Genomic DNA, 14,404 nt, shown 5'->3' with positions numbered 1-14,404 from the left:
GTGGCTCCCATGGTGGCCCGCCATGACCCCGCCGCGATTGCCTGAGCACCATGAGAAACAACAAGCCCGTCCGCATTCTGACGGCGGCAGCCGTCGCGGCCACGATGACGGCGGTCTGCGTGGGCCAGACCGCGCCCGTGCAGGCCGCCGCCGTCGCCGCGCCCGAGATCCCCGACACGCCCGCGGGCCGGCAGTTGCGCTGGCTGCTCGACGCCGCCACGCGCCCGCCGATCCCGGAGAGCGAGCTGAGGCAGCACTTCGCCGCCGAGTTCCTCCAGAGCGTCCCCGCCGACCGGCTGAACCAGACCCTGACCGGCTTCAAGGGCATGCGGTTCCAGGAGCTCACCAGGTCGGAGAGCGCCCTGCTCGTCGCCACGGTCGAGGCGGCCGGCGTCCTGTTCGACCTGTCGCTCACGACGGACGGCGCCGGCCTCATCAGCGGGCTGCTGTTCCGCCCGCAGGTCTCCCCCGCGCCCAAGGACTGGGCGGAGCTGGACCAGCGGCTGAGCAGGCTCGCGCCGCAGGCCGGCTTCATCGCCGCCGAGGTGGCCAAGGACGGGGCCTGCCGCCCCGTGCACTCCGTCGCCCCCGGCACGGCGCGCCCGCTCGGCTCCATGTTCAAGCTCTACGTGCTGGGGGCCGTGGCCGAACGCATCGCGAGCGGGGCGTTCGGGTGGGACACCCGGCTCACGATCACGCCGGAGCTGAAGAGCCTGGGGTCGGGCGAGCTGCAGAACCGCCCGGACAACAGCGAGGTGTCGGTGCTGGAGGCCGCCAAGCTGATGATCTCCATCAGCGACAACACCGCCGCCGACCTGCTCATCCACCGGGCCGGCCGCAAGAACGTCGAGCGTACCGCGCGGGCCTGGGGCGCCCGCGACCGGCGCGACACGCCCTGGCTCACCACGCGGGAGATGTTCGTGCTCAAGGGCGCCGGCTACCCGCGGCACGCCAAGAAGTACCTCTCGCTGGGAACGGCCGGGAAGCGGGCCTACCTGGACAAGGTGGTCGCCAAGGTCCCGCTGTCCCGCGTCACCGGGTGGACCGCGCCGCGCGGGCTGGACACGATCGAGTGGTACGCCTCCCCCGCCCAGGTGTGCCAGGCCTTCGCCCGGCTGTCGAAGCTGCCCGACAAGCACGTCGGCGAGGCCCTGTCGATCGACGACGCGGGGCTCGCGCTGGACAGGGCCCAGTGGCCGTCGGTCTGGTTCAAGGGCGGGTCGGAGCCCGGGGTGAGCGACCTGGGATATCTCGCCAGGACGGCGGACGGGAGGTCGTTCGTGGTGACGACCCTGGCGATCGATCCGAAGACCCCGTTCGACCAGGCGCGGGCGTTCTCGGAGCAGCTGGGGCTGACCCGTGGCGCGTTCGCGCTGGTCAAGGGCTCCTGAAAGCCACGATCACGAGGGCTCGTCGCGGAAGTCCTCGGCGTGGTCGCGGGCCCACTCGCCGTACGTGCGGGCGGGCCGGCCGGTGACCTTCTCGACCGTGTCCGTGGGGGGCAGGGGCCGGTCGACGGCGGCGGCCGACTCCTTGATCACCACGTCGGCGACCTGGGGCGTCGTCCAGGCGCTCAGCTCCGCGCGGTACTCCTCCAGATCCTGGACGACGAAGCGGACCGGACGGCCGATGGCCTCCCCGATCAGCTCGGCCTGACGGCTGCGGCTGACCAGCTCCGGCCCGGTCAGCGGGTAGGTCGCACCTTCGTGTCCCGGCTCGGTCAGGGCGAGGGCGGCGACCGCCGCGATGTCCGCCTCGTGCACGGGGGCCGAGCGCGAGTCCGGGAACGGGTCCCGCACCACCCCCTCGGCCCGGACCGACGGCGCCCACTGGAGCGTGTTGGTGGCGAAGGCGCCCGGGCGCAGGAACGTCCAGGCGATTCCCGAGCGGGCCACGGCCTGCTCGGCGTCGCCGTGCATGCGGCCGATCGCGTCCGTCGAGGCGGGGTCGGCGAGCAGCGCGGACAGCAGGACGATGTGCTCCACCCCGGCGGTCGCGGCGCGGGTGACGAAGTCGTCCAGGCCGCGTCGCTCGGCGTACAGGAAGACCTTGGTGACGCCGGCGAGCGCGGCGTCGAACGTGTCCGGGTCGGCGAGGTCGCAGAGCACCGTTTTCACCCCGGCGGGCAGGCGGGCCGCGCCCGGGTTCCGGCCGGCCGCGCGGACGGGCTGTCCCGCGGCGAGAAGTCGCTGTACGAGGCCGCGCGCGACGTGCCCGCGCGCCCCGGTCACCAGAATCGTCATGCCACCAGGTTGGCCGCGCGGCCGGGACGTCGGGTAGGCCCCCGTGGGCCTGGGACTCGTGATACCAGGCCATGATGGAAGACGATGAACAAGGACGAGCTGGGCAGTTTTCTGCGGAGCAGGCGCGAGCGGGTCAGGCCGGAAGAGGCGGGGCTGGCGCCCGGCCGCCGGCGCCAGACGCCGGGCCTGCGCCGCGAGGAGGTCGCGCTGCTGGCCGGGATCTCGGTCGACTACTACATCCGGCTGGAGCAGGGCCGCGGGCCGCAGCCGTCCGCGCAGGTGCTCGCCGCGCTGAGCCGCACGCTGCGGCTGACCGGCGACGAGCACGACTACCTGCTGCGGATGGGCGGCCAGGCCCCGGTCCGGACCGGCTCCGCGCCGGAGGTTCCCGAGTACGCGCGGCGCCTGCTGGATCGCTTCGAGGAGTTCCCCGCCGTGATCGTCAACGTCTGCTGGGACCTGCTCGCCTGGAACCGGATGCTGGTCGCGCTCATCGGCGACCCGGCGGCCAGACCGCCCCGCCGGCGCAACACGCTGCGCTGGCTGTTCGGCGGCGCTCCCGCCCTGCTGAGCGATCACGCCGACCATGCCCGCCAGGCCGTCGCCGATCTGCGGGCCAGCGGCCGCTACCCGGACGATCCAGACGTACGGGAGATCGTGGACGAGCTGACGGCGGCCAGCCCGCTGTTCGCCGAGCTGTGGGCGGCGCAGGACATCGAAGTGCAGCGGACCGTGACGAAGCGGGCCATGCACCCGGTGGTGGGCGTGATGGAGCTCGATTGCGACGTCCTGCCCCTGCCCGGCGGGGAACATCGCATCGTCCTCTACACCGCCGCCCCGGGCTCGCCATCACACCACGGGCTCCAGCGCCTGCGAGCACTCACCGAAAGCAGCTCGATGAGCCTGCTCCCGGAGGGACGGGAGCGGGCTCGGGTGCCGTGAGGCAGGTCAGCGGATCTGGCTCGGTTGCGGCCACTCCGTGCCGGCGGCGAAGTGGTCGTGCCACTTGATCGGCGTCGGCTGGAAACGGCCGGTCTCCGAGGTGGCCACGAACACGTCCGCGGCGTCGCCCCGCGTGAAGGCGATCACGTCGGCCCTGCCGTCGCCGTTGACGTCGCCGACGCCCGGGACCTGGTCGCCGCCCGCGAAGTTGTCGTGCCACTTCCAGGCGTTCTCCACGAACCTCCCGCCGTCGGACAGCGACACGAAGACGTCGGCCGTCGCACCGCCGGTGAAGGTCGCGATGTCGTCGCGCCCGTCGCCGTTGAAGTCGCCGACGGCGGGCGTCTCGGAGCCGACGGCGAAGTTGCCGTGCCAGCGCCACCCGTCGTGCCGGAAGACGCTGCCGCTGGACAGCGCCACGAACACGTCGGCGGACGTGCCCCGGGTGAAGGCCGCGACGTCGTCCCGGCCGTCGCCGTCGAAGTCGCCCACGGCCGGGAGTTCGTCGCCGATCACGAAGCGGTCGTGCCACTTGCGCGACGCCCCGAACCCGGACCCGGTCGACAGGGCCACCCAGACGTCACCCGAGTCGCCCCGGGTGAAGGTCGCGATGTCGTCGCTGCCGTCGCCGTCGAAGTCGCCCACGGCGGGGATCTCCGTGCCGGCGGCGAAGTAGTCGTGCCACTTCCAGCCGTTCTGCACGAGTTTCGTGCCGTCCGACAGCGACACGAAGACGTCGGCGGCGCTCCCCCGGGTGAACGTCGCCGCGTCGTCGCGGCCGTCGCCGTCGAAGTCACCCGTCAGGGCGATCTCCTGGCCGACGGCGAACGAGTCGTGCCACTTCCACCCGTCCTGCACGAACCTCGTCCCGTCGGAGAGCGAGGCGTACACGTCGCCGGTGCTCCCCCGGGTGAAGGTCAGCACGTCGTCCCGCCCGTCCTTGTCGAGATCGGTGCGGGTGGGCGTGCCGGTGCGGCCGGAGACGACCGGCCCGGCGGAGGCCGTGCGGCCTGACAGGTCCACCGCCTCCACCCGGTAGTACCAGGTCGCGCCGGCGGCCAGCGGGCCGTGGGTGAAGCCGGGCGCGCGGGTGGTGCCGAGCAGCGTGTTCTGCGCGGACGGCGAGGTGGAGCCGTACACGCGGTATTCGCGGATGCCGAGGTCGTCGTCCGGCTCGCGCCACGTCAGGTGCAGCGCGTGCCTGTCGCCGCCGACCAGGGACGGCCCCTCGCTCGCCGCGGGCGCCCGGTCGTCGGCGTGCTGCGCGGGGACGAGGCTGTCGGCGGCGTACCGGGCCGCGGTCCACGGGGGCGCGCCGGCCGTGGGCCGCAGCTCGACCCTGATGGAGGACTTGCCCGCGGTGGCGCTCACCGGCAGCGCGAACGTGTCCGCCAGCCAGCGCTGGGTGCCGTTGCCGAGCGGCTGCCGCCACTCGCCGACGTCCACCCCGTCCACCAGGACCCGGGCCGCCTGGCCGGCGGCAGCCTGGTCGGAGGTGCGCCGCAGCAGCACGCCCGCGTTGCCGGCGTCCACGCCGAGCTGGAACGACACGGGGCTCGACGTGGACCGCGTCACCCCGCGCACGGTCTGGTGGTCCTCGTCCCCCTCGTACACCGAGGCGAGCGTGGCCTGGGTGGCGGCGCCGCTCTCCCGGTAGTCGTACCCGGCCCTGCCGGCCGCGTCGCCGACGTCGAGGACGCTCATGCGGTGCGTGCCGAAGGTGGGCTGCGCGTAGAGGAACGCGGTGGAGCCGTACGTGGCGGGCTTGTCGTTCTGCGGGCCGTGCTCGATGCCGAACCTGAGCGCGGAGGAGAACTCCACGCCGTCGGAGAGCATGAGCCGGTACGCGGTGTCGCATTCGTACGGGCAGCCGCCGCCGGCCTTCTCGTGCGCCGGGTTGCCGGCCAGCGGATCGTTGAACTCGCCGCGGTTGAAGTACCAGCCGGACTCGTAGAAGTCCTCGGTCCCGGAGCCGTGGAGCTGCGGCGTCAGCGCGCCGTCCACGTATGCGCGCTCGTCGCCCTCCAGGTACTCCCGCGTGAGACCTTCGGAGATGAGCCCGTTCATGGTGTGCGAGACGCCGACGAACTTGCCCCGTCCCGTGCGGTCGGAGAACAGCCAGTCGGAGTCACGGACGGCCGGGCCGCGCCGCGACTCGGTGGTGAAGTAGCCGGCCTGGCCGCCGGGCGCGAGCGCGTCCGCCCAGGAGGCGTCGGCCGCGGAGGTGACCTGCACCTCCAGGTCGTCCAGCGTGCGCCCGGTACCGTTGACCAGGCTCACCCTGGCCTCGGACCGGTACGGCATCGGCCACCACGTCGTGTACCAGCCGCCGCCCGCGGTGTCCACGGCGAACAGCAGCGACTTGACCGGGTACTCGCCCAGACCGGCGCCGAAGAACTCGCCGACCGGAGAGTCGGCGGTGGTCCGGCCGTCGAAGTCGAGCCGCAGCCGCAGCCCGGCCAGGGTGTCGTCGGTGGCCGACGCGTCCGGGACCCGCACCCGCAGCGCGGAGATCGCGCCGGAGCCGGTCACCCGGGCGAACTCGCGCTGCTGCCCCGCCGTCAGGCTCGCCTTCTGGGTGACGGTCTGCGCGCCGGGCCGGGCCGGCTTGGGGTCGCGGGTGCCGGACGCCTTCAGCAGGTTGACGACGTCGGAGGCGTTCTCTGCGGGGTCGAACCGCCGCACCCCTTCCGCGTCTGGGAAGTGGCGGTAGGTGACGTGGTAGAAGAGTGGGTTGTGCTGCGTGTACACCCGCATGGACTGGCGGTACGGCATCGGCACCTTGATGTAGACGCCGCCCGAGCTCTGGTCGGCGTTGGCCACCAGCGGGAAGACGAACGGCCCGCCGACCTGCCCGTTGACCAGGCTCTGCAGCGGCGCGCTGACGACCACGGCGCCGTCGAGCTCGATGGTGATCGTGCCGGTGGCCGACACGTCGCCGCCGTCCCTGGTGAACCAGATCGAGGAGATCTCGCCGGCGCCCGTGTCCTCGGCGATCACGCACTGGCTTCCCGAGGTGCGCAGGCAGGAGTACACGCCGCCGAACCCGTCCTGGAAGTTGGCGCCGGCCCGGTCGAAGCTGGAGAACTGCCGGGTCTGGGTGCCGGGGCTCAGGTACGGGAGCCGGTCGAGGCGCCGGAAGACGTCCCAGCCGATCGGCCCTTTGTCGGCCCCCGCCGCCGCGACAGCGGGCTGCGCTGTCACGGCGACGGGGGCGGCCACGAGAAGCAGGCTCGTCGCCAGCGCGGCGAGCAGCTTTCGCATCATCCGCGTGCCTTTCACAGGGTGGTCTCGCCGTTGAGGCCGAAGAAGTCGTGCCACTTGACCCCGGCGCCGAAGGCCGACGTGCCGTTCGACAACCCCACGAACACGTCGTTCGTGGCGCCCTTGGTGAAGGTGACGATGTCGTCCTTGCCATCGCCGTCGAAATCACCGGTGTACGGGAACTCGCCGTTCGGAGCGAACCAGTCGTTCCACTTCACGCCCGGACCGAAACCCTGACCATCCGAAATCGCCACCCACACATCACCGAGATTGTTGTTCGTGAACGTGACGATGTCGTCCTTGCCGTCACCGTTCACATCCGCAATCCGGGGCTGCTCACCGGCGAGCGCGAAATTGTCGTGCATCTTCACCGCGGCGTTGAAACCCGTCCCGGTGGACGTCGCCACGTACACGTCATCCGTCGAACCCTGAGTGAAGACGAGGATGTCGTCCTTGCCGTCACCGTTGACATCACCCACCGCCGGGAACTCGCCGTTCAAGGCGAACCAGTCATGCCATTTGACGCCGGCGCCGAATCCATGGTCGTTGGACAAGGCCACGTACACGTCGTTGGCCGTGCCACGGGTGAACGTGACGATGTCGTCCTTGCCGTCACCGTCGAAATCGCCGACCGCCGGCACTTCACCGCTCGGCGCGAAGAAGTCGTGCCACTTGGTCGCCGCCCCGAAGCTGTTCCCGGTGGACGGCGCCACGTAAACGTCGGCGTTCGCCCCCTGGGTGAAGGTGACGATGTCGTCCTTGCCGTCGCCGGTGAAGTCGCCGGTCAGCGGGACCTCGCCGCTCAACGCGAAGTAGTCGTGCCACTTGACCGACGTGCCGTCGAAGGCGTTGCCGGTCGACTTCGCCACGTAGACGTCGGCGTTCGCGCCGTGCGTGAAGGTGACGATGTCGTCCTTGCCGTCACCGTCGAAGTCCGCCGGAGAGCCGCCCAGGAGCGAGCCGCCGCCACCGTTCACGAGGGACATGTAGTAGTCCCAGTTCCAGTGCGGGCCGGGGTCGGTGTGGTCGTTGCCGGGGAGCTCATTGTGGCCGACGATGTTCGCGCGGGTGCGCGGGATGCCCCACTTGTCGGCCAGGTAGCGGGTCAGGGCGGCCGAGGAGCGGTACATGGCGTCGGTGAACCACGACGGGTTGTCCACGAAGCCCTCGTGCTCGATGCCCAGGGCCTCGGCGTTCGAGGACCGTGCGTGGTAGGCGGTGTCGGTGTCGCGGACCATCTGCGTGACGTCGCCGTCGGACGAGCGGATCACGTAGTGGGCGCTGACCTGCGCGGACGGGTTCTGGAACCAGCTGATCGTGCCGGCGTACGAGCCCTGGGTGACGTGGATGACGATCTTGCGGATGGGGCTGGAGCGGCCGGGCGAGTAGTTGTTGCCGTTGGCGGGGACCCAGTGCGCCGGCGGGTAGTCGGTGCTCAGGATGCCGGCCTGGGGTTCACCGGTGGTGGCCGCCAGGGGCTTGACCTTCTCGTACGTGCCGCGCTCCGGCCTCACCTTGCGCGGCTGGACGACGACCTCGGCCTTGATGCCCTGGGCGAGCAGGCCGTAGACGGTGTCGGCGTACAGGCGGGCCACCTGGTCATCGGCGGCGCCGCCGTAGCGTGCGACGACCGGGTACCAGGCGTTGACGTCCTTGCGCTTCGACGCGTCGAGCCCCGCCTGGTCGGCGAGGGCACGCAGGACCGCCGCGCCGCCGCGGATGTTGGCCGCAGTGTCGCTCTTCAGGTCGGCCTCGGGCTCGCCGGTGAGCTTGGCGGCCTGTTCGAGGGTCTTGTGCTGCGGATTGCTCACCAGGTGCATGACGCCGTAGCCGTTGTCGCTGCTGGGCGCGCCGTTGTGGCCGTCGAGATGCGTCTCACCGTAACCGACCGCCACGAGCAGGTCCTTGGGGACCTGGTATTCCGCTGTCGCGTCGGCGAACGCCTTGTCCAGCCCGTCCGGCTGGGCGGCGACGGCGGGCCTGGCGGTGAGCAGCAGCCCGCCGACGGCCGCGCATAAGGCGGCCTTACGCACATGCTTCCACTGCATTGTTCCGGCTCCTTCTAGAGGGTGGTTTCGCCGTTCAGGCCGAAGAAGTCGTGCCACTTGACCCCGGCGCCGAAGGCCGACGTGCCGTTCGACAGGCCGACGAAGACGTCGTTCGTGGCGCCCTTGGTGAAGGTGACGATGTCGTCCTTGCCATCGCCGTCGAAATCACCGGTGTAAGGGAATTCGCCGTTCGGCGCGAACCAGTCGTTCCACTTCACGCCCGGACCGAAACCCTGCCCATCCGAAATCGCGACCCACACATCACCGAGGTTGTTGTTCGTGAACGTGACGATGTCGTCCTTGCCGTCACCATTGACGTCCGCGATCCGGGGCTGCTCACCGGCGAGCGCGAAATTGTCGTGCATCTTCACCGCGGCGTTGAACCCCGTCCCGGTGGACGTCGCCACGTACACGTCATTCGTCGAACCCTGAGTGAAGACGATGATGTCGTCCTTGCCGTCACCGTTGACATCACCCACCGCCGGGAACTCGCCGTTCAGGCCGAAGAAGTCATGCCATTTCTGGCCCGCGCCGAACCCGTTCCCGTTGGACAGGGCCACGAAGACGTCCTGGGTCGTCCCGCGGGCGAAGGTCGCGATGTCGTCCTTCCCGTCGCCGTCGAAGTCGCCGACCGCCGCGATCTCGCCGCCGGGCGCGAAGAAGTCATGCCATTTCGCGGCGGGACCGAAGCCCGTGCCGGTGGACGGCGCCACGTACACGTCGCCGCTGGAGCCGTGCGTGAACGTGACGACGTCGTCCTTGCCGTCACCGGTGAAGTCGCCGGTGTAGGTGGTCTCGCCGCCCAGCCCGAAGAAGTCGTGCCACTTCACCGACGTGCCGTTGAAAGCGGTGCCGCTCGAGGTGGAGACGTACACGTCGGCCGAGGCGTTCTTGGCGAAGGTGATGATGTCGTCCTTGCCGTCGCCGTCGAAGTCGGCCGGCGAGCCCGCCTGCATGCCGTGCATCCAGGCGGCCTCGTTCAGGAGCGAGCGGGCCTTGGCCTCGGACTGGTCGTAGCGGTCGGGGAAGGCGGAGCGCTGGACGCTCTGGGCGAGCTGCCCCGGGGTGTAGCCGGGGTTGGCCGCGTCGTTCCTGATGGCCCGGGTGAAGAACGAGTTGGCGGCGAAGCTGACGTCGAGGATCTGCTCAGGAGTCCCCCAGCCCTGGCTCGGGCGCTGCTGGAAGACGCCGAGGGAGTCCTTGTCGCCGCAGTTGAGGTTGTTCATGTGGGACTCGACCCAGCCGGTCTCGAACGCCGCGAGCATCACCTTGTCGTTGGCGTTGAGGCTGCGGCCGACCCGGTAGACGGCGGTCGTCACCCACTGGTCGTGGGTGGCGGGGACGGACGGGCAGGCGAGGAGGAGTTCGGCGTTGGAGCGGTGCTTGCCGGGGTCGGGGGCCGCCTGGGCGGGCATGGCCGAGGCGGCGGCGATCGCCAGCGCGCCCGCGGTGACGGATAACGCGCGGCCGATTCGGGACTTGCGCATGATGTCTCCTGGATCAGAGGGTGGTTTCGCCGTCGAGGCCGAAGAAGTCATGCCATTTGATGCCGGTGCCGAAGGCGGAAGTGCCGTTCGACAACCCCACGAACACGTCGTTCGTGGCGCCCTTGGTGAAGGTGACGATGTCGTCCTTGCCATCGCCGTCGAAATCACCGGTGTAGGGGAATTCGCCGTTCGGAGCGAACCAGTCGTTCCACTTCACGCCCGGACCGAAGCCCTGACCATCCGAAATCGCGACCCACACATCACCGAGGCCGTTGTTGGTGAACGTGACGATGTCGTCCTTGCCGTCGCCATTGACGTCCGCGATCCGGGGCTGCTCACCGGCGAGCGCGAAATTGTCGTGCGCCTTCACCGCGGCGTTGAAACCCGTCCCGGTGGACGTCGCCACGTACACGTCATTCGTCGAACCCTGGGTGAAGACGATCAGGTCGTCCTTGCCGTCGCCGTTGACATCGCCGACGGCCGGGAACTCGCCGTTGAGCGCGAACCAGTCGTGCCATTTCACGCCTGCGCCGAAGCCGGTCCCGGTCGACAGCGCCACGTACACGTCGTTGGCCGTGCCACGGGTGAAGGTGACGATGTCGTCCTTGCCGTCACCGTCGAAGTCGCCGACCGCGGGAATCTCCCCGCTCGGCGCGAAAAAGTCGTGCCACTTCGCGGCAGTACCGAAGCCCGTACCGGAGGACGGCGCCACGTAGACGTCGGCGTTGGATCCCTGGGTGAACGTGACGACGTCGTCCTTGCCGTCGCCGGTGAAGTCGCCGGTCAGCGGGACCTCGCCGCTCAACGCGAAGTAGTCGTGCCATTTCACCGACGTGCCGTCGAAGGCGTTGCCGGTCGACTTCGCCACGTAGACGTCGGCGTTCGCGCCGTGCGTGAAGGTGACGATGTCGTCCTTGCCGTCACCGTCGAAGTCCGCCGGAGAGCCGCCCAGGAGCGGGCCGCCGCCACCGCAGTTGCCACTGGTGTGCTTGGCGGCGGCTTCGCTGTAGCGGAGAGCCACGCCGTCGATGACGATCGGCTGGTTGCCGCCGTCGGCCTCCTGCTCGTAGTGCAGGTGCGGGCCGGTGGAGTTGCCGGTGCTGCCGACCTTGCCGAGTTCGGCGCCGTAGTCGACCCACTGGCCCCTGGCGGCCGTGATCCGGTCCAGGTGCGCGACGAGGCTCGTCCAGCCGCCGCCGTGGTCCACGCGGACGTAGTTGCCGTAGCCGGGGTGGCCGGTGACCGTCTCGATCACCGTGCCGGGCGCCGAGGCCAGAGCGGGGGTGCCGAGGTCGCCGGAGCCGGCGATGTTGAAGTCGATGGCGTTGGCGACCTCGGTGGAGTGGTGGTAGTAGTCCCGCACCTGTCCGCACGGCCACGGGGCGCGGAAGTCGGGGCGGAGCCCGGCCGCGGCGGCCGGGGCGGGCGGGACGAGGAAGACGCCGGCCGACAAGGCCGTCACCGATAACAGGATCCTGCTTCTCACGGGGTTCTCTCCTGTCTGGAGGCGTGACGCGGCCGCGCGGCGCGAGGGTTGCCGTGCCGCGCGAAGGATTACCGGGTCAGAGAGTGGTCTCGCCGGGCAGGCCGAAGAAGTCGTGCCACTTGCCGCCGCCGGCGAAGGAGGTGCCGGTCGACAGGCTCACGCGCACGTCGGCGGACGGCGTGTGGGTGAAGGAGACGATGTCGTCCTTCCCGTCGCCGTCGTAGTCGCCGACGTACGGGAACTCGCCCGCCGGGGCGAAGTCGTCGTGCCATTTCGTGGCGGCCCTGAATCCGGCGCCGTCCGACAGGGCCACCGAGACGTCGGCGGCGGGGTTGTTGGTGAAGGAGACGATGTCGTCCTTCCCGTCGCCGTCGAAGTCGCCCACGCGGGGCTGGTCCGCGCCGGGCGCGAAGCTGTCGGCCACCTTGGTCGCTGGGCCGAAGCCGTGGCCGGTGGACATGGCCACGTACACGTCCGCCGTGGAGCCCTGGGTGAAGACGATCAGGTCGTCCTTGCCGTCCCCGTTGACGTCACCGACGGCCGGGAACTCGCCGTTCAGGCCGAAGTAGTCGTGCCATTTCTGGCCGGCGCCGAACCCGTTCCCGCTGGACAGGGCCACGTAGACGTCCGCGGCGGCGCCGCGGGTGAACGTGGCGATGTCGTCCTTGCCGTCGCCGTCGAAATCGCCCACCGCCGGGACCTCACCGCTCGGGGCGAAGAAGTCGTGCCATTTCACGCCCGGTCCGAAGCCGTTGCCGGTGGACGGCGCCACGTACACGTCGCCGGTGGTCCCTTGGGTGAAGGTGATGATGTCGGCTTTCCCGTCGCCGGTGAAATCGCCGGTGTAGGGGAGCTCACCGCTCGGGGCGAAGAAGTCGTGCCACTTCGCGGACGCCCCGAAGCCCGTGCCGGTCGAGGCGGCGGCCCACACGTCCGCGCTCGCCCCGTGGGTGAAGGCCACGATGTCGTCCTTGCCGTCTCCGGTGAAATCCGCCGGCGAGCCGCCGAACATGGTCCCGCTGGTGCCCGTGTAGTACACCTCCAGTTCGGCGACGGAGGTGAAGGTGCGGGTGCCGCCCGGGGCGCCGATGACGCGCACGCCGTCGCCGTCCACCGGGTTGAAGCCCAGCTCGTACGTGCGGTTCGGGCCCGCCGTGTTGTCGTACGGGTAGTCAGGCGTGATGCGCAGCCCCGTGACGTTCACCCATTCGTGGTTCCTGCGGACCTGCACCCGCAGATCGCCCGCGAACCAGCCGCCGTCGCCGAAGAGCTGCCCGCTGGTGAAGGCGACCTTGTTCATCAGGTATTCGCGCGGCCAGGTGTAGCCCCACCAGCTCGCGCCCTTGCGCTCGTCGTTCCAGTCGTCCTCGCTCTGCGCCTTGTTGCCGTCGTTGTAGAAGCCGACGTTCCCGAAATGCGCCACCCGCTCGACGCCGGTCGTGCCCGGCTCGCGGGCCAGGTTCCTGGCGCCGTCGGGCGTGTTGGCCGGGGTGGTGTCCACGTGCGGCTCCAGGCGCATCCTGCGCAGCGAGAACGTGTACGCCCAGTGCTGCCCGTCGGGGAAGCCGCCGCCGCACGGGCAGACGTTCGACTGCAGCCACATCGACTTGCCGTCGGCGCTGATGTACTTGGACGGGATCGTGGTGGCGTAACCGCCGTGCTTGGTCGTGGTCCACGGGTAGCCGCCGAAGTCCTTGCCGGAGAAGTGCTTCCACGGGCCCCACGGCGTCGGCGACTCGTAGAACTCGAAGGTGTACTCCGTCCAGGACGTGTAGAGGTAGCGGTTGAGCGGCTTGTTGTACACCACGCCGCCCTGGCTGAGCACGGTCAGGTTCTTGGCCCGGTTGGCGGTGTAGACGTCCTGGTAGATGCGCCGGTCGTCGTGCATGACCGCGACCCGCCGGGCGATGTCCGCGGACCAGGTGGGCGCGCCGGAGGCGGCGAAGCCGCTGACGAACTCCCAGGCCGACCGGTTCTGCACCTGGTCCTTGGGCACCCGGGCCAGCCACAGGTCCACCGGGTCGGGCACCCGGTTCGCGAAGGAGTCGCGCCAGTTGTGGTCGAGGCCGTAGGCGTAGACGTAGCCGTCGGGGGCGTTGCCGTACGCCTTGCCGTAGTCCAGGAACATGATCGTGGTGAACACGCCGTTGCCGAACATCGGCCCCGACCTGTCCCACGTCCACGTCCTGCCGTGGTCGGTCGACTTCGCGATCGTCGCCGCCGGGGCGTCGTCGAAGTCGAACGCCAGGTCCTGCACGGCCAGGTAGAGCGTGCCGCCCACGCAGGCCATGCCGGTGGGCTTGCGCGTGTGGTTCGCCGTCCACACCTGGCCGACGTTGTCGCCGATCGGCAGCTGCGCGCCGGTCAGGTTGCCGGGCATGCCCGAGATGCGGGCCACGCCGATGTCGCTGTACGTGCCCGCGAACCCGATGCCGTCACCGTAGGCGGTGTAGACGTTGTCGTCGTCGGACCAGCAGTTCGGCCACAGGTCGCCGTGGTTGCGGTTGTCGCCCGCGGCGGGCGCGCCGACCGTCGCGCCGGAGTCGATCTGCACGGTCGAGAAGAACGGGCTGGGCGGCGGCGAGGCGGCGGCCGTCGCCGCCGGGACGGCGGTGATGGTCATCGTGAGCAGCGTGGCCAGGCCCGCGCCCAAACATCGTCGAACGATCGAGAACATGACTTCTCCTGGCGGTGCGGGACTCCTGAGCGCATGGCAGTCAGGAGGCCGTGAGGTGGGGGTGAAGGGAGAAGAGATCTGAGCAATCGATTTCTGGATGAACGTACAATCGCGGCCTGACAGCCGTCAAGCCCTGATTTGTCAGGATTTCAGTCGAGCATTTGCCCAGGTAAACCGCCACATTTCAATATTTCAGGAAATGTGGAAGTATGATCATGACCGGAAAGCGATTCCTGGACCAGGACCTCGACCCCAAC

8 protein-coding genes are annotated in these 14,404 nt (G+C 70.0%); 2 read left to right on the top strand and 6 right to left on the bottom strand.

The annotated features are described in order from the left end of the window. Positions 1-50: 50 nt before the first annotated feature. Entirely contained in the window at positions 51-1,391 is a 1,341-nt protein-coding gene (locus ACWEPL_RS08750) for a serine hydrolase (RefSeq protein ID WP_452435625.1), read from the top strand. Between the two features lie 9 nt (positions 1,392-1,400). On the opposite strand, the gene ACWEPL_RS08745 is transcribed toward ACWEPL_RS08750, so the two are convergent. Further along, entirely contained in the window at positions 1,401-2,243 is an 843-nt protein-coding gene (locus tag ACWEPL_RS08745) for an NAD(P)H-binding protein (RefSeq protein ID WP_452435624.1), read from the bottom strand. An 84-nt stretch (positions 2,244-2,327) separates the two neighbouring features. On the opposite strand from ACWEPL_RS08745, the gene ACWEPL_RS08740 reads away from it, so the two are divergent. After that, positions 2,328-3,185 carry a helix-turn-helix transcriptional regulator gene (locus tag ACWEPL_RS08740; RefSeq protein ID WP_452435623.1) on the top strand — a complete coding sequence of 286 codons (858 nt, stop codon included), beginning with the start codon at positions 2,328-2,330 and terminating at the stop codon, positions 3,183-3,185. A gap of 6 nt (positions 3,186-3,191) precedes the next feature. On the opposite strand, the gene ACWEPL_RS08735 is transcribed toward ACWEPL_RS08740, so the two are convergent. The 5 genes from ACWEPL_RS08735 to ACWEPL_RS08715 all read right to left on the bottom strand — a co-directional run bounded on the left by ACWEPL_RS08735 (position 3,192) and on the right by ACWEPL_RS08715 (position 14,147). Further along, complete coding sequence (locus ACWEPL_RS08735; protein ID WP_452435622.1) at positions 3,192-6,452, bottom strand: DUF2961 domain-containing protein; 3,261 nt, start codon at positions 6,450-6,452, stop codon at positions 3,192-3,194. Between the two features lie 11 nt (positions 6,453-6,463). After that, entirely contained in the window at positions 6,464-8,497 is a 2,034-nt protein-coding gene (locus ACWEPL_RS08730) for an N-acetylmuramoyl-L-alanine amidase (RefSeq protein WP_452435621.1), read from the bottom strand. Positions 8,498-8,511: 14 nt separating this feature from the next. Next, positions 8,512-9,984, bottom strand: coding sequence for an FG-GAP repeat domain-containing protein (locus tag ACWEPL_RS08725; protein ID WP_452435620.1), 1,473 nt, complete (start codon positions 9,982-9,984; stop codon positions 8,512-8,514). Between the two features lie 13 nt (positions 9,985-9,997). Then, the gene (locus ACWEPL_RS08720) at positions 9,998-11,470 is read right to left on the bottom strand and encodes an FG-GAP-like repeat-containing protein (protein WP_452435619.1); all 1,473 of its coding nucleotides are present in this window, start codon (positions 11,468-11,470) and stop codon (positions 9,998-10,000) included. 76 nt (positions 11,471-11,546) lie between these two features. Further along, on the bottom strand, positions 11,547-14,147 hold the full coding sequence (locus ACWEPL_RS08715; RefSeq protein WP_452435618.1) for an FG-GAP-like repeat-containing protein: 2,601 nt from the start codon (positions 14,145-14,147) through the stop codon (positions 11,547-11,549). Positions 14,148-14,404 lie beyond the last annotated feature (257 nt).

The sequence above is a fragment of the Nonomuraea sp. NPDC004186 genome (assembly GCF_053603495.1).
The sequence above is the reverse complement of the archived record's forward strand: the minus strand, read 5'-3'. Positions and strand labels throughout refer to the sequence as shown.

Bases quoted from the DNA above. Each gene is read 5' to 3' on its own strand.
- ACWEPL_RS08750 (WP_452435625.1), top strand. From the start codon at position 51: ATGAGAAACAACAAGCCCGTCCGCATTCTGACGGCGGCAGCCGTCGCG.
- ACWEPL_RS08745 (WP_452435624.1), bottom strand. From the start codon at position 2,243: ATGACGATTCTGGTGACCGGGGCGCGCGGGCACGTCGCGCGCGGCCTC.
- ACWEPL_RS08740 (WP_452435623.1), top strand. From the start codon at position 2,328: ATGAACAAGGACGAGCTGGGCAGTTTTCTGCGGAGCAGGCGCGAGCGG.
- ACWEPL_RS08735 (WP_452435622.1), bottom strand. From the start codon at position 6,452: ATGATGCGAAAGCTGCTCGCCGCGCTGGCGACGAGCCTGCTTCTCGTG.
- ACWEPL_RS08730 (WP_452435621.1), bottom strand. From the start codon at position 8,497: ATGCAGTGGAAGCATGTGCGTAAGGCCGCCTTATGCGCGGCCGTCGGC.
- ACWEPL_RS08725 (WP_452435620.1), bottom strand. From the start codon at position 9,984: ATGCGCAAGTCCCGAATCGGCCGCGCGTTATCCGTCACCGCGGGCGCG.
- ACWEPL_RS08715 (WP_452435618.1), bottom strand. From the start codon at position 14,147: ATGTTCTCGATCGTTCGACGATGTTTGGGCGCGGGCCTGGCCACGCTG.